Below are 21,130 nucleotides of genomic sequence, written 5' to 3' on the forward strand. Positions count from 1 at the left end.
CGCCGATCCGGATCGTGTCGCCGGGCAGCACGGGGGCGGACGCGGTGACGGGCACCGCCACCTCGGCGGGGGCGCCGGCGCGTTTGATGAACACCATCTTCTTCTTGGCGCGGTAGGTGAAGCTGCCGGCATCGGCCACCGCCTGCATCACGGTCAGGCCGCTGGCGAAGTCGTATTTGCCGGGTCGGTTGACCTCGCCGGAGATGTAATAAGGGCGGTATTTGGTCACCTCGGTGCTGACCCGCGGCTGGCGCACCAGCCCCTTGGCCCCGAGCGCCGCCTCCAGCTTGCGGCTCAACTGATCGGGGGTCACGTCACGCACCGGCACCGTGCCCAGCATCGGCATCGCCAGCGAGTCGTCGGCCGCGATCATGAACTCCCCGCTGAACTCCTCGAAACCGAAGGTCGTGATGCGAAGCTTGTCGCCAGCGCCCAGCGTATAGGCGCTCGGCATCGCGGCAGCGCTTTCCACCGGCAGCGGCTGTGCGGCACATCCGGCCAGCAGGGCCGCCCCCGTCATCGCTCCCGCCATCATCCACGTCTTACGCATGACCCCACTCCTTCTCCTGACGAATGCCCCCGAACCGCCGCGGTCACGGCACCGCTGCGACCGCCGCCTCCTGCGGCTGTGACCACGAGGCGGGGCGAGCGCCGCCCCGGCCGCCGATGGCGCTGCGATAGATGCCCTCGATCTCGTCGGCGATGCCGCTCCACGCAAAGCTCGCCAGCGGCCCCGCCAGTCGCTCGGAACGGCCGCCATCGGCCTCGAACGCCACCAGCGCGTCCAGAAACACATCCACCTCGCGCCCATAGTCGAACCCGATGGTCAGCCCGGTTCCCAGCCGGTCCAGCGTCCGGCGAAAGGCCGGAATACCGCTCAGCAGCGGGAACAGGCCGGCGGACGCCGCTTCCACCGCTGCCAGGCCGAAGCCTTCATAACCCGACGGACAGGCATAGACGCTGCTGCGGGAGATCAGGTCGCACAAGGCCTCGTCGCTTGGCGAACCGTGGAACTCCACCACATCGTCCAATGCCAGCTCATGCGCCGCCAGCCGCAACTCGGCGATGGTCACCCCCATCTCCTTGCCCGCCACGATCAACCGCCATGCCGGATCGACTTCGCGCAGGCCCGCGAACCAGGCCAGCAGCCGGTGGACGCCCTTGTGCGGCGCGAGCCGTCCGAAATAGATCATCGTGCGCGTGCCCGGTCGGGCCAGCCCGGCGAACTTCGCCACATCGACGCCGTTCTCCACCGGCACCACCCGCCCGGCCGCGATCCGGCCAAAGCTGTCCGCATCCTGCAGGCTGGATGCGATCACCGTGTGATACCGGGTCAGCGTGGCGCGGCTGATCGTCGCGAACCACAGCCGCTTCATCCGCATGGCAAAGGGGGTGTGGAAGATGCCGCCATGCGACGTCATCACCAGCGCGGCCCGGTGCCGCCAGCGGGTCCAGCCCAGCGCCTCGGCAAAGAACTCCAGGCCATGGACATGGATCACGTCGGGCCGACCGACCGCGGCGACCACGCCCGGCGCCAGCGGATAACGACGGCTGCCGCGGAACGGGACGCGCACCACCTCGACCCCGTCGATCATCTCGCGGGCGGGCAGCCGCGTGCCATCGCCATCAAAGATGCGGTCCAGCGTGACCACCCGCACCTGATGCCCGGCCCGCCGCTGCTCCTGCGCCAGCAGCGCGACGTAATTCTCCATGCCGCCGATCCCGGGGGCATATTGGCGCGTCGCATGCGTGATGCGCATTCTGGTCCTTTCAATAGGCATTGGGATCACGCACCATGCGGGGGATCGTCTTCAGGATGATCGCCAGATCGAAGAACAGGCTCCACCGCTCGATATATTCGCAATCGGCGCGTACCCGGCGTTCCATGCACGACAGGTCGTGGATCTCGCCGCGCAGGCCCCGGATCTGCGCCAGCCCGGTGATGCCGGGCCGCACCGCGAACCGCTTCATGTAATCGGCGATCAGCAGCGCATAATGGCGGTCGTGCGCCAGCGCGTGCGGCCGCGGACCGACCAGCGACATGTCGCCGCGCAACACGTTGAACAACTGCGGCAGCTCGTCGATGCTCGTCGCGCGCAGCACCGCGCCGAGCGGCGTCACCCGTGCATCGCGGCGGGTGGCATGCCGGACCTCCTCGCCATTTTCGGTGCAGAACATGGTGCGGAACTTCAGCACCTCGAACACCTCGCCGTTCAGTCCGCTGCGCCGCTGGCGGAACAGGATAGGCCCCGGGCTGGTCGTCCAGATCAGCAGTGACACCAGCACCAGCGCCGGCAGTACGAAGACGATCAGCGCGGAGGATACAGCGATATCCAGTATCCGTTTCGATACGGCGGTCGCCGGATGGTTCTCCATCGCAGTGTCCAGCGATATTTCGGCAATATCGTCCGACACGATGCCATCGACATCCAGTATGTCATCGGTTGCGCAACCATCGAGGTTCTGCATGTCAGCCCCCAATATTCTCAGCGATGCGCCAAAGAATTTTCCCCTGTTACATCAACGCTACCTCCCCCGCCGCACCGCCACAAGCCGCCGGACCGGTGCATAAGAGGGGGCGGCGCTACTCCCCTTGAGAGGGTCGCGCCGCCCGTCCCATATCGGGATCAGGTCGCCAGCAGCGTCCCGACAAGCGCGGTGCGCATCTCGCCCAGCCGATCCGCGACATGACGGATCGCCTCTACCGGCGTCGATCCGCGCCGCACGATCAGGATGGCGGCGTCCACCGCCTCGCACAATGTGGGCGGATCGTTGTGGGTCATGCCGACATCGACCACCATCATGCCGTAGCTGTCGAGCAGCGGCATCGCCCGCCGGTGGAAACGTTCGCCGTCCAGCAGCACCGCCGCGTCCGGCCCCGACCTGCCCGCGACCAGTACCGACAGGTTGCGCACCGCCGATGGCTCGACCAGCGAGCGGGCATCGTCGTCCCCGGCCAGTACCGCGGCCAGCCCAGCGGTCTGCGGCAGGCCGAGCAGCGCGTGCTGCGCCGGACTGCCCAGATTGGCGTCGACCAGCACCGTCGGCGTCGCCGCCTGCGCGTAGGAGATCGCCAGGTTGGCGGCGACGACGGACGCCTCGAATGGCGCCCCTACCCCCAGGATCGCTACCGATCGCACCGGCATCGCATCGGCGCGGGTCGACGCCGCGATCGACAGGCGCAGCGACCGGGCCATGCGTGCCACGGGATCGTCCGGGTCATAGGCCGCCCGCGCATAGCGGCTCAGCCGGGCATCCTCGGGCGCCAGCACCACATCGGGCTGCGGCTGCCTCGGCTCGTTCTCGTTGGCTTCCACCCGGTCCGCGACGAGCACGCGGTGTTCGCTCGATCGAATGCGCATCACATTCCTCCCACGGCATGCGCCCGTCCCTGACGGAACGGCGCGAAGTTGAAGCTGCCGACGACCGGCACGCCGGTGGCGTCGATCAACCCGCCCGCGGTACGCACCAGCGGGCGGCTCCATTCGGCCAGCATCGCGGCGATCACGCCCAGCACCAGCCCGCCCAACGTCGCGAACAGCAGCAACAGGGGCACGTTCGGGCTGGCGGGCAGCAACGGGGCGGTCGCGCGGTCGATCTGCTGCGCGTTCGTCGTCGGCAGGCCGCTTTGCAGGCGCATCAGGTTCAGGCGCTGGGTGACGTTGTCATACGCCTTCTGCGCGGTGGCGACGTCGTTCTGCAGCGCCTCCAACTGGCTTTGATAGCCGGTCATCTGCATCATCCGGGCGCGCTGCTGCGCGACGAGGCCGCTCAACTGCGCCTCACGCGTCGCCGCCGCCGAGCTGGCGACCCGCACCGACTGGCTGGCGGCCGTGGTCTCGCTCGCCAGGCGTGCGCGCAGCACCTCCAGCTCGCTGCGTGCCGCCACCAGCAGCGGGTGGCTGTCGCCATGCGTCGCCGCCAACTGGCTGACCTTGGCATCGCTTGACGCGATCTGCTGGCGCAGCATCCCGACGACCGCGGTCTGCTGCACGTCCGGCGATTCCGACACCCGCGAGCCGGCGCGCGAGCGCAGGTCGGCGGCGCTCGACTCGGCATTGGCCAACTGCCCGGACAGCGCATTCAGCCGGTCGGATTCCAGCGCCAGCACATTGCCGTCGATCAGGCCGTGGCTGCGCTGGAAATCGGTCACCTTGCCCTGCGCGGTCTCCAGATTGCGACGCACCTCGTCGGTACGGCTCTGGAACCAGGTGGCGTATTGCTTGGCGGTGTCGGTGCTGATCTGCAGCCGCATCGTCACGAAATTGCGTGCGAAGCTGTTTGCCATGCGGGCGGCGAAGCTCGGGTCGGACGCGCGGAAGCGCACCGCCAGCACGTTGGTGTCCTTTTCCGGCGCCACTTCCAGATGCGCCAGCAGGTCGGCGACGATCCAGTTCTCGAAATTGCCCTCGCCCTTGCCTTCCTCCAGCCAGCGGGTGCGCAGTTCCGGGTTGCGCACCAGCCGCTCGTTGCGCGCCACCCGCCTGGCCACCGCATCGCTGCGGATGATGTCCGCCTGCGTGCCCAGCATCGACCGGTCGTCCTGTTGCTGGGGATTGTCCTGCAGCGCCGGGTTCGGTCCCCGGTCGTCGAACAACAGCGACGCAGTGGCGACATAGGTGCGCTGCACCGTGGTCAGCCATATCCCCGCCAGCACCAGCGTGGCGATCAGCACCGCCACGATCAGTTTCCACCGCGCCTTCAGCGCGGCCGCCATATCGGATGAGAACATTGCCCTTATACCCTCCCTGTGCCTGTGCGGTCAGGCCGCCTCTGTGTGCCGTTCGCGCGTGGCGAGCTTCGCCAGCAGGAATTGCGGGGCGGCGCCGTCGCGGAAATGGAAGCGCGTGGCCTGCCGGTCGTCGGGTCGCACCGCAGCCCCGAAGATCGCCGCGTCCGCCTCGCCGCCGACGAAGCTGTCGTGCACCGCCGCCTCGCGTGCGATCCGCTCGACCACGTCGATCGGCTGCGTCGGATCGGCGACCAACGCGTCGAAGATGTCGGCATCCTCATGGTTCAGCATCGCCCAGATGGTGAAGGCGCGTGCCAGGCCGCGATGCGTCGCCTCCAGGTCGATCACGTCGCCGCCGCGCCGCACCGTCTCGATCGCCGCGACGTAGCAGAACAACTGGACGTGATAGGGCGACCCGCATGAGATGGAGGCGATCTCGGCCCGCGCCGCCTCGTCGAAGCGTACCTGCGCGCGCTCCGCACCGCGATCGATCAACCGGTGGGTATCCTCGCGCGAGATGCGCCCGATCGGGATCGGCGTCAGGTGCCGGCGCAGCGATGGGTGACACAGGATCAGCTCGTCCAGCGTCCGCGCGATGCCGACCAGCAGCACCTGCACCGGCACCCGCGCGTCCGACAGCAGCTTCATCAGCGTCGCGATCTGGCTGTTCACCGCCTCGCTCTCGACCCGGTCGAACTCGTCCAGGATCAGGATCGTCTGGCTGTCGGGCGACAGGCGGGACACCAGATCCACCACCTGGCGCGGTCCGAACTCGGGCGGCAGCGCCTCGCGCTCGCGGGCGAACAGTGCCTTTTCCGCGAACGGCACCGCCGACCCCGGAATGAAGGACAGGTATGGGCGCAGCAACTCGGCAAAGCTCGCCGTCGCCTCGCACGCGGTGTAGATCACCACCGCGCCCTGGCTGTCGGCATAATCGCCGAACACCTGCGCCAGCGACGTCTTGCCGGAACCGCGCGCGCCGTGGATGATCGCGTGCTGGCGGCTGAACAGCACCGCCTCGAACAGCGTGTCCAGCTTGTCGTCGCGGCCGTGCAGGTCCTTGCGCTGGCGCACCGGATGCGCGGAATCGAACGCCTCGATGATCCGCGCGGTCGCGTTCTTCGCGCCGAACCGGCCCGGCATCCGCTTGGGCGGCAGCTCGTCGTCCTGCGTCACCGCATCCGCCGTCGCCCGGAACGAGGGCGACGCCGCCGTCTCCAGCGCCGGCGACGCCGGCTCGGGCAGTTGGCGTGGCGGCGGCGTACCCATCAGCCAGGCCTTCAGGCGCTGCAACCAGCGCGCGGCCGTCGATCGGTCGTCCGGATAGGGCGCGGCCAGCATCATCTGCTTGGCCGTCATCGCCGCAAGCCGTCTTGCATAGACCCTCCTGTCAGAAGCGGGGAAGGCGCACGGGCGTGCGCGGGAAAGGAGAAACCGGCACCGAAGCGGCGCACGGCACGGGGCCTGGGGGGCGCGGCCGCGGGGGCAAAGCTGCCGGCGCGCATGAACCCGGCAAGCAGCCACATCATCGCGCTCACCTTGGTGCTGAACACCGCATTGCCCGCGATCAGCAAGTTGACGAACAGGAACACCCCCGTCGCCCAGGCGCAGCGCTTCTGCTCGGGCGAGCGGAACGGGATGATCAGCCCGACATACAGCCACAGCAGGATCGCCCCCGCCAGCGAGCTGGAATACAGGACATAGGAATAGCCGCTGTCGACGAAGCGGCCCGCCTCCCACACGCGTCCGCCCAGCACCGCGGCCATGTCCGTCTTGGCCAGGAAATCGACCGACAGGCCGATCCGCCCGGCCAGATCATCCTCCTTGGACGGCCCCAGGTGCACGGACAGCGCCGTCGCCAGCCCCAGCAGGACCAGCGGGAACAGCAGCAGCCCGGCGCGCGGCAGGCGCGGGTACAGCCAGTATCCGGCCAGCGTCAGCACCGCCAGCGTCGACCCCAGCCGGGTGTTGTTGGACAGCAGCGCCAGCAGCACGAACCCCACGGCCAGCGCGCGTTCGGCCCAGCCGATCCGGTCCCACATCGCCACCGCATAGATGGCGACGACACTGGCGAAATTGGCCATCGAGGTCTGTTCGATGAAGATCGACGAGGTACGCGGCGTGGTGAACAGGCCGAAGCTGAACCGCCCCTCGAACCCCAGCGCATTGCCGAACAGACCGATATCGCTCTGGTCGATATCGCCCAGCCCGCGGGTGTTCTGGTAATAGCTGAACGGGCTGAATATCTTGGCATACAACTCGGTGGAGGCGATCTCCATCAGCATCACCGCCACGACCAGCCCGACGCCGGCGACAAAGGCGGCGCGGATCGTCGGCATGTTGCACCGCATGCCCAGCAGCGTGAACAGCACGATGATCGTCACGTTGCGCAACGCCTCGATCGCGAAGCCGCCATTGGCGAACGACAACCCGATCGCCAGCAACAGGAAGGCGACGCCCAGCCCCACCGGCGGCGCATCCTCCACCCGCAGCCCGAAGGCGATCACGCTCAGCGCGACCGCCGCCAGAATGCCGAACTCGGCCAGCGCGACCTGGGTGATGGTCAGCGACGGCCCATGCGCGTTCACGATCGCCAGCACGCCGTTGAACGACAATGCCGCCACCGTCAGCAGCACCGGCAGCCACGCTATCCGCCCGTTCTCCTGTACACCTTCCTGATTATCAACTGCCACGGAAGGCGAGTATTCGGCACCCGCCCTCTTAACAGGATCAGTAAAACGGCTGTTCTGTCGCGCACGCGTCATGATCTTTTCCGGCATCGCCATTCACCACCCCCTGGCCGGCTGTCCTTTATAGGGTCTTTCACCAATTGATTGTTTATGCAAGTCCTCAGGCTACGGCACTACTTGATTGGACCAGCTACGGATGTTGACTTATCATCATGAATACTTGCCGTACCTACATGTGATTAGCCAGCGATCTTTGGAAGGACTTGCCTGATGGATAGGGTTCAGGTGACGGGTCTGCTCGTCCTGGACGACGGCTCAACCCGCTTTCCCAATCTGCGCGATCCGGGCAACGCGGCCGCGACCTATATTCGATGCGCGGCGCTGATGGCCCGCTCGGCGCTTGCCGCCGGCTACCACCCGACCATCGTCACCAATCGCGCCGACATATTGGAACGCGACTTCGCCGAACTCGGCGTGCCGCCGGGTGTCACCTTTACCCAGCGGCAATTCGTGTCCCGACTCGATCCGGGCGCTCTTCACCGTGCCGCCCATCACAAGCTGGACGTGATCCGTGATCTGGCCGCCCGCCCGGCCGACACGCTTTCGCTGATCGTCGATCTCGACGCGGTGTTCCTGCGCGCGCTCGGCGATGCTGACCTGCCCGCGCCCGGCGCGATCGGCGCCTATGACATTACCGGGCCGATGACGGCGGAATCCGGCAACCGCGCCGCCGCCGATCTGCACGCCATCGCGCCGGAGCCGATCGCGAACCCCCGCTGGTATGGCGGCGAGCTGATCGTCGCGCGCGCCTCCGAATTCGCAACCCTCGCCGCGCTGCTCGATACCGTGGAGCCGCGCTACTGGCGGCGTCACGCCGATCTTTATCACAGCGGCGACGAGGCGCCGGTCTCCACCGCGCTCAACCTCCATGCCTCGCGCGGCGGCGCGATCTGGGAGCTTGGCGCCAGGGGAACGGTGGTGCGCTGGTGGACCGCCAAGCGCCCCTTTCCCCAGCCCCGTCTTTCCACCCTTACCGATCGCGCGGTCCTCCACCTGCCCGCCGACAAGGAGTTTCTGGCGACGCAAGGGCATCTGCCCTTCGCGCCGGACATCTTCCTGGCCCGCTACCGCGCCCATGCCCGCACCAAGCTGGCGCTGCGCCAGGTGGAAATGGTGCTGCGTCACCGCGCTCTCGGCCAGCCCCGCACCTTTGTCGCGCGCCTGTGATGGCCGCGATCCCCTTTCACGACCCTTGCCGTACGGAGCCGAAAACCATGACCGAACCCTACAACGTCGCCCTTGTCGGGCTGGGCAAGATGGGCATCTCCCACCTCGCCATCGCCAATGCCACGCCGGGGATGAAGGTCGTCGCGGTGTGCGACACCTCCGCGCTGCTCGGCGGGATGGTGCAGAGATATGCGAACATCCCCTATCTGGCGAATTATGCCGATGCGCTGGGCCTGCCCGGCCTTGACGGCGTCATCGTCGCCACCCCCACCCGCTTCCACGCCGACATGATCCGGCAGGCGATGGCGCGCGGCATCCATGTCTTCTGCGAAAAACCGATGACGCTGGACGCCGAAACCAGCGCCGCGATCGCGGACGAGGCGGAGCGCGCGGGGCTCGTCGGCCAGGTCGGCTATCACAACCGCTTCGTCGGCACCTTCGGCGAGGCCAGGCGCCTCCTGGATCTCGGCGCGCTCGGCCGCCTGCGCCACATCCATGCCGAGGCATACGGCCCCGTCGTGCTGAAGCCCGCCGCCAAGACATGGCGCAGCCAGTCGTCGGAGGGTGGCGGCTGCCTCTACGATTATGCCGCCCATCCGGTGAACCTGATGAACTGGTATGCCGGTGCGCCGGTCACCTGTTCGGGTGCGCAGATGACGCAGCAATGGTCGACCGATGTCGACGATGCGGTCTTCGCCAACCTGTCCTTCGACGGCGGCGTGTCGGGCCAGGTCTCGGTCAACTGGGCGGACGAGACCGCGCGCAAGATGACGACCAAGCTCTGCCTGTGGGGCGATCATGGCAAGATCACCGTCGATCGTCAGGAGATCCAGGTCTTTATCGGTACCAACGGCACAGCCCCGGAGGGCTACCGCAAGGGCTGGACGATCAAGTACATCACCGAGCTGACCGACCACCCCGCCTTCTACCTGCGGGGCGAGGAATATTCGGCGCAGATGGAAGGGTTCGTCGCGGCGATGCGCAACCCCGCCGGGCCTTATGTCAACGACTTCGCCAGCGGTGCCGCGACCGACCGGACGCTGTCGATGATCCGCGACAGCGCCCGCGGCGTCGCACCCGCCCGCGCCGCCGCGGCGCTGAAGCCGGTGCCGCAGCGCCCGGCGATGCGTCCCGGCCTGTTCGGCTGGACGCTGAAGCGGGCATGATCTTCGCATCCGTAGGCTCCATGCTGCCGTTCGACCGCTTCGTGCAGGCGGTTGACGGCTGGGCGGCGGCCCACCCCGACACGCCCGTCACCATCCAGATCGGCGATGGCGCCTATGAGCCGCGTCACGCCGATTGGGTGCGGATCGTGCCGCATCCGCGCTACATGGCGCTGCTTGAGCGATGTTCGCTGTTCGTCGCGCATGTCGGCATCGGCTCGATCGTGCAGGCGCTGGAAACGGGACGGCCGATGGTCATGCTGCCGCGCCTGGCGTCGCTGGGCGAACACACCACCGATCATCAGCTCCACACCGCCGCGCGGTTCCGGGACACGGCCGGCCTGACCATCGTGGACGACATCACCGCGCTGCACGCCGCGATCGACCGCCACCTCGCCCACCCGGCGGCGCCGGCCGCCGCCATTTCCACTGCCGCGCCGCCCGCCATGACCACGCGGATCGGCGCCTTTCTCCACGGCCTTCCGGCCGCCTCATAAGGATTACCCGATGGATCGCATCCTGTTCGGCGACAATCAGTTTTTCGGCATCAACCACATGTCGGAGGAGAAGGCACGGCAGCAGTCGATGCGCTTCGCCGATCTTGCCCCCATCATGGAAACGCTGCGCGGCGCCAGGAATGCCGGCGTCGACGTGTTCATGTGTACCACCCACGACCGTATCGCCGAGGTGGCAGAGGTCGTGCGCGACCAGCCGGAGGAATGGGCCGGCTTCAAATTCTATCCCTGCATGCCCTATGCCCACAAATATGCCAACGCGGTCACCGAATATGGCTATTTCGACGCATTGAAGCGCTTCCTGCCGGGCGGCGGCCTGCTGGATGCCGCGATGCGCGGCGGCAAGGCGCTGCTCACCCGCGACATGGAAAGTGTCGCCACCCTGCTGATCGATGCGGAGATGAAGCCGTTCAAGGGCCTGGAGACGCCGATCGTCTTCGTCCAGAACGTTGTCACCGACCTGATCCTCGGCCTCGGCTATTTCGAGGCGTTCAAGATCTTCGCCGACCATATCCAGAAGCGCTACAATGCAGAGGCCGGCTTCATCACGATGAACCTGCCGATGCTGCTTCCCGCGCTCGACAGCGTCGGCATCAGGAACCCGATCGTCTGTGCCAACGTCAACAAGATCGGCTTTCGCATGTCGGGCGGGATTGATGCCTATCGCCGCGCGACGCAGGAATGGCCCGCGCGCGTCATCGCCATGTCGGTGCTGGCATCGGGCGCGATCCCGCCGGCCGAGGCGATCGAGTGGGTGGTTAACGAGCCCTATGTGCGCTCGATCCTGTTCGGCGCCTCCAGCGAACGCAACATCCGCAGCACGGTGGACCTGATCCACCGCTTCGACGGCGAACGCGTGCAGGCCTGATCCATCATACCGGCGCCGGGGCAATGGCCGTTGCCGATCGGCCGCCCCGGCGCCGGGCACCTGTTACAACCAAGGGGGGGACTGCCATGACGAAGACCAAATGCGCCGCGCGTGCGGGGCTGCTCGCGCTCGGCCTGTCGCTGATGCCGGCGGACGCCTGGGGGCAGGCGGCCACCTTGCCGCGGCTGGGCGAGATCCCGGCGCTGCGCATCGACCAGGGCGCCGATCAGGGTATCGAGCTGGACGTCGCGCGCCGCCGGCGGCCCGCCTTCGATCCGGTCGGCGTGACGCTGGGCAACTGGCGGCTGTTCCCCAGCATCACCACCGGCATCGGTGCCGACAGCAATCCCTTTGGCGTCGAGACCAACCGCCAGGGCGACCTGTTCGTCCAGGTGGAACCCTCGCTCGTCGCCAGCGACACCTTCTCCAGCGGCGAGCTCCGGCTGGAGGCGAGCGGTCGTTTCGCGCGCTTTGCCGACGAATCCCAGGCCAATGAAACCAGCTACCGCACCGCCGCCTATGGCCGGTACGAGACCGGCACGCGCGCCGTGCTGGAGGCGGGTGCCGACTTTTCGCAACTGATCGAACGGCGCGATTCCAGCGGCTTTCCCAACGGCCGGGTCGGCCCCGTCCGCTATCTGCAGACGCTCGGCTGGGCGCGCGGCCGCTACGAGATCGGCCGGGTCCGCGCGCTGGCACAGGTCGATTACATCAACCTCAATTTCCGCGACAGCAACGCCCTGTCCGTCACCGGCGCGCCGATCGGCCGCATCGACCAGGACGTGCGCGACTCGCATAGCTGGCGTGGAACCCTGCGCGGCGAATATGAGATCGGGCCCGACCTCGCCGTCTTCGCGCAAGGGGTTCGCGGATCGATCGACTACCGCCGCGACGACATCGCCCCCGGCATTCCGAACCTCACCGGCACCACCACCACCGCGCTGGCGGGCATCGCCTTCGGTGCGAACCGGCTGATCCAGGGGTCGATCGGCGCCGGTTATGTCTGGCGCGACTATGACCGCGCTCTGATCGGCCAGATCAAGGGCTTCGCCCTGAACGGCGACCTGCGCTATTTCATCACGCCGGTACTCACCTTGTCGGCACAGGCATCGCGTACCGTCGAGGAGGCCGTTCTCCAGAACGCGTCCGGCTATATCAGCACCGCCGTGTCCGGCCGCGCCGATTACGAGCTGCTGCGCGAACTTATCCTCAACGTCGGCGCAGGGTATCGCTACAACGACTTCCGCGACAATCCGCGCCGCGACAAGGTGTGGGAGATGTCGGCGGGCGCCCGCTTCAGCGTCAACCGCAACTTCGCGCTGGAGGGGGACGTCAGCTATCTCGACCGCACGGTGCGCAACGACGCCTTCGCCCCCAGCTTCGATCAGGTCCGCATCTTCGTGCGCACCCGCTTCAGCCTGTAAGCCTCAAGCCTCCACCGGCCGCTTGCCGCGGCCGGCCATTTCCAGCACGGTGGCAAAGGTCGTGTGGAACAGGTGGGGTGCCAGCAGCCGCAGCAATCCGCCGTACAGCAGCATTCCCGCCGGGATCATCACCATCAGCACCACCGGCCCCGGCAGCGCCGCCGCCAGAACCGGCCGCATCGCGAACAGCGCGGTCATCATCGCGACCGCCGCGACCACCGACGGCAGCAGCGCCGTACCGATCGTCCGCCACCCCAGCCCCATCGCATGCATCGCGAACCGCAGGCGGATGGGCATTACGATCAGCGCCGCCATCGACACGCCCCCCGCCAGGGCCACCGGACCGTAAGGCGCCGCGATCCACAGCGTCGCCACGTTCACTCCCGCCGCCACCCCGGACGTCAACGCGTCATGATGCGACCGCTGCTCGACCAGCAGCGCGGAGCTGGCAAACTGCCCCAGCGCGGCCAGATACCCGCTCGCCGCCAGCGCGGTCAGGATCGGGGCCGACGCTTCCCACCGCGCGCCGAGCAGCAGGTGGACAAGGAACGGCGCTGCCGCGGCAAGCCCCGCAAAGGCCGGCGCCACCGCCAGACTCATCATCGCCATCCCGGCGGCAAAAGCCCGCGCCCGCGCCCAATCGTCGGCAATCCCGGCCAACGCGGGCAAGGTGACCGAGGAGATGGCGTTGACCAGCATCAGGTTGGCGGACAGCATGATCCGCTTGGCCGCGTTGTAGATGCCCGCCACCGCCGGCCCGAACCATGCGGACGCGAAGAACAGGTCGGCATCGGTCGCCACCGCATTCCATGCCGCCCCCAGGGAGATGTGCCGCGCCCGCATCCACAGATCGCGCAACCCCGCCCATGGCAGCCAGGGACGCGGCCGATACGGCGCGCTGGCCCATAGCGTGATGATGTTGAACAGGTTGATCGTCAGTTGCTGCCCGACCAGGCTCCACAGGTCGAACCCGGCGAACGCCATGCTCAGGCCCACCACGCCGCCCGCGATCACCGACAGCGTCGATCGCACCGCCAGCGCCCGGAAACGCATCTGCCGGGCCAGCCACGCGCCATGCGTACCCGCCAGCCCCATGACCAGCAATATCACCGACAGCACGCGCAGCACCGGCGCCGCCTCCGGCGTGCCGATCAATCGGGTCAGGTCCGCTGCGGTCAATGCCACCATGCCGGCGCTGAGCCCCCCCAGGATCAGGATGACGTTGAAGCACAGGTCGTAATCGCGCGTATGCACCTCGGTGCGCGCATTGGTGGCATTGGTGACGGGGTCGAGCAGCAGGCGCCGTACCACCTCCACCACCGCGAGGCTGACCGCGACCAGGCCGAAGCTGGCCTGCGACACGAACCGCGCGATGACCAGAAAGATCAGCAGCGACAGCATCTGCCCCGCTCCCTGGCCCAGCACGGCCCAGGCGGCATGGCCGCCCATGCGCGCCCGGCTCATGTAGCGGGCTGGAACAGGAAGCCGTGCAGCAAGCCGCGCAGGATCAGCGCGGCGCCGTGCCAGCGCCCGCGCGTCGCCATGCTCGCGGCAAGCCCCACCTGGCGGATCAGCAGGTAGATCAGTTGCCGCTTGCGCTCATACCGACGGGTCGTGAACGTCGTGTTGCGGACCATGAAATAATGGTAGCGGATCCGCTCCGGGTTGCGTTCGGTTCGGATGTCCAACTGCCCCTCCGTCGCGCGGGCGTGCAGCACGGTGCTGCTTCCCACCAGGAAACCGGGCCTCTCGCGACTGATCCGCACGGTATATTCGCGGTCCTCGCCCCACATGAACATGTCGGCCAGCGGCAGGCCATGCTCCTCGACGGTGGCCCGCGGCAGCAGGATCGACACGAAGGTCGCACCTCTCGTGGGCACCATGCCATGCTCCAGCAGCAGCGGCCAGTTCTGGAACCCGATGGCGTTCGGCCGCCGATCGAGGTCGGGCACGTCGGTCAGCGCGCCGCTCTTGCTGCGTGCCCGCGACACCAGATAGCTCGGGCGCACGCCCTGCACCGCCAGCGTCTCGTCCGCCCCCAGCAGCCGCTCCAGCGCCTGCGGGTCCGGCAACACGTCGTCGTCCATCATCCAGACGTGATCGGCATCGGTCTCGAATGCATCTTGCAGCGCGGCGCGAAAGCCGCCCGCCGCGCCGACATTGCGGGGCAGCGATACCAGTTGCACCCGCTCGCCCCATTCGCGGCGGATGAACGGGGCGGTGCCGTCGGTGCTGGCATTGTCGAGCACCAGGATATGATCCGGCACGCGCGACTGCCCGATCAGCGCGGTCAGGCACTGGTCGAGCATCGTCCGCCGATTATAGGTCAGCACCACGGCACAGACGGTCGACATGCGCATTCCCCCTTCGCATCCGCAATCATGGCGGGCCCCCTGAACGGGGACGTCATCAGGATAAGGCTGTGCTGCACTGCGTCGCGGGCTATTCCGATATACCCCGGCCGGCTGACCGGCGGGGAAAGCCGCTTATTGCAGCGGCAGGCCGAGCCCGTGCTGGGTAAGCTGGCGGGCGTGATGGCTCGGATGACCATCAGCCGCCGGCGCGTTTCCCCGTTCACCCAGTGCCCAGATCGCGGCCTGGGTGCGGTTCTGCACGCCGATCTTGCGCAGGATCGCCTTCACATGGACCTTCACCGTCGCCTCACTGATCCCCAGCTCGCGCGAAATGATCTTGTTGGGATTGCCCGACACCAGGCAGGTCAGGATCTGCACCTCCCGGCTGGACAGGCCGGCGGCCTGAATGGACGCGGTGCTACCCACCGGCTCGCTCTGGCCGATATGGTGGCGCAGCGTCTCCGCCAGGTTGCTGGGCATCACCTTTTCGCCGTCCGCCACCAGGTTCAGGAGCTTGATCAGCGAGGTCGAGGCGATCCGCTTGACGATGTAGCCGTAGGCGCCCTGGTCGAAATTGCGCGCCATGACCTCGAAATCGAACTGGTCCGCCAGGATCACGATCCGCGCCGCTGGCGATGCTTCCAGCAGATCCTGGGTCAGCGTGCGATCCGGCGTTGCCAGACCGTCCACCACCACCAGGTTGCAATCGTCGGGGTGCAGGGCGACCGCCTGCGCGACATCGTCCGGATCGGACACCAGGGCGGTGATCCTGAACCCCTGCTCCCTCAGCACACGGTCCAGCCCTTCCAGGGCGATGGGATTGCTTCCCAGCAGTGTAACCCGAATGTCCGATATCATGATGGTCCCCCTCGTTGCGTGGCTTAACCCCTCAAGTCACGTTGCATGTTCCAACCGGGTCGCACCCTATACTCAGGCTGCTTCCCTATCCGTCCGAATTCGCAGACGATGTAACCGGAAAGTCAGTCAACAGCAGTCATTATGCATTAAAGCACGTTAACCTGCCGAATGCACAAAATGGTTACTACGTCGGTAATTAGAAGTCACCGTTGCCATTTTGCCAAAAGTGGGACCCGCAACAACTTGCCATTTTTCACGAATGAAACGGCGTTCATTACGAATTGTCCAACAGTCGTGTAAGAATCTCTATGTACGACCCTGGTATGATGTCCCGATGATCGAGGCGACATGAGCCACGGCTTCGGGAATGTTGCATCTGCTGCCAACGGACCTCGCATCAACGAGGCGGCAGATTTGGAACAGTCATCCACGAAGGGGTGCGTCGATGAAGATCCTGATCACCGGCAATATGGGCTATGTCGGGCCCGCCGTAGTCCGGCACTTGCGCAGCCGGTTTCCAGAGGCCGTGATCGACGGCTTCGACGCGGGGTTTTTCGCGCACTGCCTGACGACGCGGACCGGGTTGCCGGAGCGTGACCTGAACCGCCAGACCTTTGGCGACGCACGAAGCCTGCGGGCCGGCGATCTCCAGGGGTATGACGCGGTTATCATCCTGGCGGCGGTGTCGAACGATCCGATGGGCGAGCGTTTCGCCGCCGTCACCGATGCCATCAACCGCGAGGCGGCGGTGTCGCTCGCCTGGGCGGCACGCGCCGCGGGCGTACGCAACGTCGTCTTCGCCTCCAGTTGCAGCGTGTACGGCATCGCCGATGGTGGCCCGCGGCGCGAAGACGATCCCGTCAACCCGATCACCGCCTATGCCGCCTCCAAGATCGGCACCGAACAGGCGCTGGCGATGATCGGCGGCGACACCGTGATCACCAGCCTGCGCTTCGCGACGGCCTGCGGCATGTCGGCGCGCCTGCGCCTCGATCTCGTCCTCAACGATTTCGTCGCCAGCGCACTCGCCACCGGCCGCATCACCATCCTGTCCGACGGCACTCCCTGGCGCCCGCTGATCGACGTCGCCGACATGGCGCGCGCGATCGAATGGGCCGCCACGCGCACCGCCGACAATGGCGGTCGCAACCTCGTCGTCAACGCCGGTGCCACCACCGCCAATTACCAGGTCCGCGATCTGGCGCAGGCGGTCGGCCGCCTCGTCCCCGGCTGCACCGTTTCGATCAATCATGACGCGCCGGTCGACTCGCGCTCCTACCAGGTCGATTTCAGCCGCTTTGCGCAACTCGCGCCGGCGTATCGTCCGCAATTGTCGCTCGACGATTCCATCCGCGGCCTAGTCGCCGGCCTGCGCGGGATCGACTTTGCCGATCCGGACTTCCGCACCTCCTCCCTGATCCGGCTCCAGGTGCTCAAGGGCCTGATCGCCGACGGATTCCTTAGCGAAGACCTGCACTGGTCGAGGCCGGAGGACACAGGGTGGGCTTCCGAGATCGAGGAGGCGGCATGATGAAGGCTGTTCTGCTGGCCGGCGGGTTCGGCACCCGTCTGGCCGAGGAAACCGCCGTCACCCCCAAACCGATGGTGGAGATCGGTGGCAAGCCGATCCTGTGGCACATCATGAAGATCTACGCCCATTACGGCATCACGGACTTCGTGGTGCTGGGCGGCTACAAGGTCGATTATATCCGCAGCTATTTCCTGAACTATCAGGCACGCAACTGCGACATGGTGGTCAATCTGGGCACCGGCACGGTTGAATGGCTGAGTTGCGCGACCGAGGACTGGCGCGTCACCATCATGGATACCGGGCTGGAATCGATGACCGGCGGCCGTCTGCGCCGCGCCCGCCATCTGCTTCAGGACGGCCCCTTTTGCCTGACCTATGGCGACGGGGTCAGCGATGTCGATATCCCCGCGCTGGTTCAGCAGCACAAGGATAGCGGCGCCTGGTGCACGCTGACCGCGGTATCGCAACCGGGCCGCTATGGCGCCCTCCGCATCGACGACGGCACGCGGGTTCAGGGCTTCAGCGAAAAGGGCAAGTCGGACGGCGGCACGATCAACGGTGGGTTTTTCGTCTGCTCGCCCGAGATGCTCGACCTGATCGACGGCGACGACAGCGTGCTGGAAAACGAGCCGATGGAGCGGCTGATCGCGGCCGGTCGGCTCGGCGCCTATCGTCATGACGGCTTCTGGCAGAGCATGGATACGCTGCGCGACAAGCATCTGCTCGAAAGTCTGTGGCAGGGCGGCAGTCCGCCGTGGAAGGTCTGGGACGACACGGCGCCCGCCAGCGTCACTCCTTTGAGGCGCACGGCATGATCCTGGTCGATACCGCGCTCGCCGCGCGCGAAGCGGCCGGCAACCCCATCCGTGTCGGCATCGTCGGCACCGGCTTCCAGGGAGCCGCCATCGTCCGCCAGATCATACGCTCCACCAGGGGGATGCGTGTCGTCGCGGTTGCCAACCGCAACCTGGCGCCCGCGGTCGCCGCGGTCGAGGTGCTGGGCATCACGCCCGTGGTCTGCGACAGCCGCGCCGCGATCGAACGGACGATCGCCGCAGGGCGTATCGCCGCCACGGACGACGCGGTGGCGCTTGCGCAGTCGGACGGCATCGATGTCGTGGTCGAGGTGACGGGATCGGTCGATTACGCCGCGACGACCGTCCTCGCCGCGATCGGTGCGGGCAAGCACGTGGTACAGATGAACGCCGAGCTGGACGGCACCGTCGGCCCCATACTGAAGGCGCGTGCCGATGCGGCGGGTGTCATCTACACCTTCTCCGACGGCGATCAGCCGGGCGTGCAGATGAACCTCGTCCGCTTCGTCCGCGGGATCGGCGTCACACCGGTGCTGTGCGGCAATATCAAGGGACTGCAGGATCCCTATCGCAATCCCACCACCCAGGCCAGCTTTGCCGAGAAATGGGGGCAGAAGCCCGCCATGGTCGCCTCCTTCGCGGACGGCACCAAGATCTCCTATGAACAGGCGGTCGTCGCCAACGGCACCGGCTTTCGCGTCGCGCGGCGCGGCATGGTCGGCCCCGATCCCACGGATCGCGACCCGACCGTGCCGCTGCAACCGCTGGAGGACGTGATCGGCCCGCTGGCCGACGCGCTCGACGCGCATGGCCCCGGCCTGGTCGATTACGTTGTCGGCGCTCGCCCCGGCCCCGGCGTCTTCGTGCTGGGCACGCATGACGATCCGCGCCAGCAGCATTTTCTGAACCTCTACAAGCTTGGCGCCGGACCTTATTACCTGTTCTACACCCCTTATCATCTCTGCCATTTCGAGGTGCCGACCTCGATCGCGCGGGCGGTGCTGTTCGGCGATGCGGTGCTTGCCCCGTCGGGGGGTCCGCAGGTCGGGGTCGTAGCCGCCGCCAAGAAGGATCTGTATCCAGGCGACCGCATCGCAGAGTTCGGCGGTTACGAATGCTACGGCGTCGCGGAAAACTATCCGGTGATCGACCATGACGGCCTGTTGCCGCTCGGCCTCGCGCTCGACTGCACCGTCACCCGCTTCGTCGCCAGGGACAGCGTCCTGACCTACGCCGATGTCGCCATCCCTGAAGGCCGCCTTGTCGACCGGCTCTACGCCGAACAGGCCGCCCTCTTCTCCACCAGGAGCCTCGCCGCATGAAGTTCCACAAGACCGACCTTCAGGACGCGATGCTGATCGAGCTGGAAGAGCGCGGGGACGAGCGCGGCTTTTTCGCCCGATCGATGTGCCAGGACGAGTTCGCCAGCGTCGGCATGATCCCGGCCTATGTGCAGCAGAACGTGTCGATGTCCGCCCACAAGGGCACGGTACGCGGCATGCACTTCCAGCGTGCGCCGCATAGCGAGGCCAAGCTGATCCGCTGCGTGCGCGGCGCCATCCTAGACGTGATCGTCGATCTGCGCCCGGCGTCGCACAGCTATATGCGCTCGCAAGCATTCCTGCTCGACGATCTCGACCGTCGCCAGCTCTACGTGCCGCCCGGCTTTGCGCACGGTTTTCAGACGCTGACCGACAATGTCGAAGTCACCTATCTGGTCTCCGCGCTCTACACTCCGGCGGCGGAGGGTGGGTTGCGCCACGACGACCCGGAACTGGGGATCGAATGGCCGCTTGTCGCCACGGTCGTCTCCCCCAAGGATGCCGCCTGGCCGTTGATCGACCGGGCCGCGCTGCCGGCGCTCTGAGCGTCATGACCGATGTCGATGCGGTCGTGGTGGGCGCCGGCGTCATCGGTCTTGCCACCGCGCGCCGGCTCGCCACCGCCGGCCTGTCCACGATCATCGTGGAGGGGGATGCCGTGATCGGCAACGGTACCAGTTCGCGCAACAGCGAGGTGATCCATGCCGGCCTCTATTACGGCACGACGCCTCGAAAGCGCGCCTTGTGTATTGCCGGCCGCGACCGGCTCTACGCCTATGCCCAGGCCCGCCGCATTCCCCATCGCCGCATCGGCAAGCTGATCGTCGCGTTCGAGGCTGCCGAGCTTGCCACCCTGTCGCGCATCTTGGACGATGCGCGCGCCGCCGGCGTCGATGATCTGGTGGCGCTCACCGGCGCGGAGGCCAGCGCGCTCGAACCCGAACTGCGCTGCGCCGGCGCGCTCCTGTCCCCGTCGACCGGGATCATCGACAGCCATGGGCTGATGCAGGCCCTGCTCGCCGATGCCGAGGATGCCGGCGCGGTGCTCGCCTGCCGCACCCGCGTGTCCGGGCTGGTGCCAGGCCGCAACGGCTGGACGGTCATGGTGGACGGCGAACCGGCCCTGACAGCCGCCCGCGTGGTCAATGCCGCCGGCCTGGGCGCAGCCGCGCTCGCGGCGGCGACCGACGGGTTGGAACATGTCCCTACACTCCGCTACGCGCGCGGCCATTACTTCACCTACGCCGGCCGCGTCCCCTTCTCCCGCCTCATCTATCCCGTACCCGTCCCCGGCGGCCTCGGCACCCACCTGACTCTCGACCTGTCCGGCAACGCCCGCTTCGGCCCCGACGTCGAATGGATCGACACCATCGACTACCGCATCGACCCCGCCCGCGCCGACGGCTTCCGCCAGGCCGCCGCCCGCATCTGGCCCGCGCTCGACCCCAGCCGGCTCGCCCCCGGCTATGCCGGCATCCGCCCCAAGCTCAGCGGCCCCGGCGAACCCGCCGCCGACTTCGTGATCGACGGTCCCGCCGAACACGGCCTTGCCGGTCTGGTGAACCTCTACGGCATCGAATCCCCCGGCCTTACCGCCTCGCTCGCCATTGCCGACGACGTCGCCCTGCGCA

General features: G+C 67.2%; 20 protein-coding genes. 10 read left to right on the forward strand and 10 right to left on the reverse strand.

All coding sequences use genetic code 11. From position 1 onward, the window contains the following. The 7 genes from Q0U08_RS06820 to Q0U08_RS06850 form a co-directional block, all read right to left on the reverse strand. Positions 1 to 550 (reverse strand): polysaccharide biosynthesis/export family protein (locus Q0U08_RS06820; protein ID WP_298090533.1); only part of this gene is annotated, 550 nt, incomplete at its 3' end. A gap of 43 nt (positions 551 to 593) precedes the next feature. Further along, entirely contained in the window at positions 594 to 1,760 is a 1,167-nt protein-coding gene (locus Q0U08_RS06825; protein ID WP_298090534.1) for a glycosyltransferase family 4 protein, read from the reverse strand. 10 nt (positions 1,761 to 1,770) lie between these two features. Beyond that, positions 1,771 to 2,469, reverse strand: a complete 699-nt coding sequence (locus tag Q0U08_RS06830) for an exopolysaccharide biosynthesis polyprenyl glycosylphosphotransferase (RefSeq protein WP_298090536.1) — start codon at positions 2,467 to 2,469, stop codon at positions 1,771 to 1,773. Positions 2,470 to 2,627: 158 nt separating this feature from the next. Further along, positions 2,628 to 3,362, reverse strand: coding sequence for a hypothetical protein (locus Q0U08_RS06835; RefSeq protein ID WP_298090537.1), 735 nt, complete (start codon positions 3,360 to 3,362; stop codon positions 2,628 to 2,630). Then, entirely contained in the window at positions 3,362 to 4,732 is a 1,371-nt protein-coding gene (locus Q0U08_RS06840) for a Wzz/FepE/Etk N-terminal domain-containing protein (RefSeq protein WP_298090538.1), read from the reverse strand. Before Q0U08_RS06840 ends, Q0U08_RS06835 begins: the two co-directional genes overlap by 1 nt. A 30-nt stretch (positions 4,733 to 4,762) precedes the next feature. Next, positions 4,763 to 6,091, reverse strand: a complete 1,329-nt coding sequence (locus Q0U08_RS06845; RefSeq protein ID WP_298090540.1) for an ATP-binding protein — start codon at positions 6,089 to 6,091, stop codon at positions 4,763 to 4,765. Next, positions 6,088 to 7,425: a hypothetical protein gene (locus tag Q0U08_RS06850; RefSeq protein ID WP_298090542.1), complete on the reverse strand. Its 1,338-nt coding sequence runs from the start codon at positions 7,423 to 7,425 to the stop codon at positions 6,088 to 6,090. Before Q0U08_RS06850 ends, Q0U08_RS06845 begins: the two co-directional genes overlap by 4 nt. 267 nt (positions 7,426 to 7,692) lie before the next feature. Here Q0U08_RS06850 and Q0U08_RS06855 point away from each other — a divergent pair, with 267 nt between their 5' ends. From Q0U08_RS06855 to Q0U08_RS06875, 5 genes are all read left to right on the forward strand, one after another. Then, complete coding sequence (locus tag Q0U08_RS06855; protein WP_298090543.1) at positions 7,693 to 8,649, forward strand: hypothetical protein; 957 nt, start codon at positions 7,693 to 7,695, stop codon at positions 8,647 to 8,649. Positions 8,650 to 8,696: 47 nt separating this feature from the next. Further along, positions 8,697 to 9,815, forward strand: a complete 1,119-nt coding sequence (locus Q0U08_RS06860) for a Gfo/Idh/MocA family oxidoreductase (protein ID WP_298090545.1) — start codon at positions 8,697 to 8,699, stop codon at positions 9,813 to 9,815. Continuing rightward, positions 9,812 to 10,309, forward strand: a complete 498-nt coding sequence (locus Q0U08_RS06865; protein ID WP_298090546.1) for a glycosyltransferase — start codon at positions 9,812 to 9,814, stop codon at positions 10,307 to 10,309. The genes Q0U08_RS06860 and Q0U08_RS06865 overlap by 4 nt, the downstream gene beginning before the upstream one ends. A gap of 10 nt (positions 10,310 to 10,319) precedes the next feature. Next, positions 10,320 to 11,195, forward strand: coding sequence for a hypothetical protein (locus Q0U08_RS06870; protein WP_298090547.1), 876 nt, complete (start codon positions 10,320 to 10,322; stop codon positions 11,193 to 11,195). Positions 11,196 to 11,281: 86 nt separating this feature from the next. Continuing rightward, positions 11,282 to 12,619 (forward strand): outer membrane beta-barrel protein, encoded by a 1,338-nt coding sequence (locus tag Q0U08_RS06875; protein WP_298090549.1) that lies wholly within the window; start codon positions 11,282 to 11,284, stop codon positions 12,617 to 12,619. 3 nt (positions 12,620 to 12,622) lie between these two features. Here the strand turns inward: Q0U08_RS06875 and Q0U08_RS06880 are convergent, their stop codons facing one another. The 3 genes from Q0U08_RS06880 to Q0U08_RS06890 all read right to left on the reverse strand — a co-directional run bounded on the left by Q0U08_RS06880 (position 12,623) and on the right by Q0U08_RS06890 (position 15,831). Beyond that, positions 12,623 to 14,083: an oligosaccharide flippase family protein gene (locus Q0U08_RS06880; protein WP_298090550.1), complete on the reverse strand. Its 1,461-nt coding sequence runs from the start codon at positions 14,081 to 14,083 to the stop codon at positions 12,623 to 12,625. After that, on the reverse strand, positions 14,080 to 14,973 hold the full coding sequence (locus Q0U08_RS06885; protein WP_298090551.1) for a glycosyltransferase family 2 protein: 894 nt from the start codon (positions 14,971 to 14,973) through the stop codon (positions 14,080 to 14,082). Before Q0U08_RS06885 ends, Q0U08_RS06880 begins: the two co-directional genes overlap by 4 nt. 132 nt (positions 14,974 to 15,105) lie before the next feature. Further along, positions 15,106 to 15,831, reverse strand: coding sequence for a response regulator transcription factor (locus Q0U08_RS06890; protein ID WP_298090553.1), 726 nt, complete (start codon positions 15,829 to 15,831; stop codon positions 15,106 to 15,108). A 445-nt stretch (positions 15,832 to 16,276) separates the two neighbouring features. Between Q0U08_RS06890 and Q0U08_RS06895 the strand changes: the two genes are divergently transcribed. The 5 genes from Q0U08_RS06895 to Q0U08_RS06915 form a co-directional block, all read left to right on the forward strand. Beyond that, positions 16,277 to 17,362 carry an NAD(P)-dependent oxidoreductase gene (locus Q0U08_RS06895; protein ID WP_298090554.1) on the forward strand — a complete coding sequence of 362 codons (1,086 nt, stop codon included), beginning with the start codon at positions 16,277 to 16,279 and terminating at the stop codon, positions 17,360 to 17,362. Further along, positions 17,359 to 18,177 carry a glucose-1-phosphate cytidylyltransferase gene (gene rfbF, locus Q0U08_RS06900; RefSeq protein ID WP_367271102.1) on the forward strand — a complete coding sequence of 273 codons (819 nt, stop codon included), beginning with the start codon at positions 17,359 to 17,361 and terminating at the stop codon, positions 18,175 to 18,177. The genes Q0U08_RS06895 and rfbF overlap by 4 nt, the downstream gene beginning before the upstream one ends. Continuing rightward, positions 18,174 to 19,499, forward strand: a complete 1,326-nt coding sequence (locus Q0U08_RS06905; protein ID WP_298090555.1) for a Gfo/Idh/MocA family oxidoreductase — start codon at positions 18,174 to 18,176, stop codon at positions 19,497 to 19,499. The genes rfbF and Q0U08_RS06905 overlap by 4 nt, the downstream gene beginning before the upstream one ends. After that, positions 19,496 to 20,044, forward strand: a complete 549-nt coding sequence (gene rfbC, locus Q0U08_RS06910) for a dTDP-4-dehydrorhamnose 3,5-epimerase (protein WP_298090556.1) — start codon at positions 19,496 to 19,498, stop codon at positions 20,042 to 20,044. Before Q0U08_RS06905 ends, rfbC begins: the two co-directional genes overlap by 4 nt. Before the next feature lie 5 nt (positions 20,045 to 20,049). Next, on the forward strand, positions 20,050 to 21,130 hold a 1,081-nt coding region (locus tag Q0U08_RS06915), incomplete at its 3' end, for an NAD(P)/FAD-dependent oxidoreductase (RefSeq protein WP_298090557.1).

It is taken from the genome of uncultured Sphingomonas sp., assembly GCF_946477935.1.
Taxonomy (GTDB): domain Bacteria; phylum Pseudomonadota; class Alphaproteobacteria; order Sphingomonadales; family Sphingomonadaceae; genus Sphingomonas.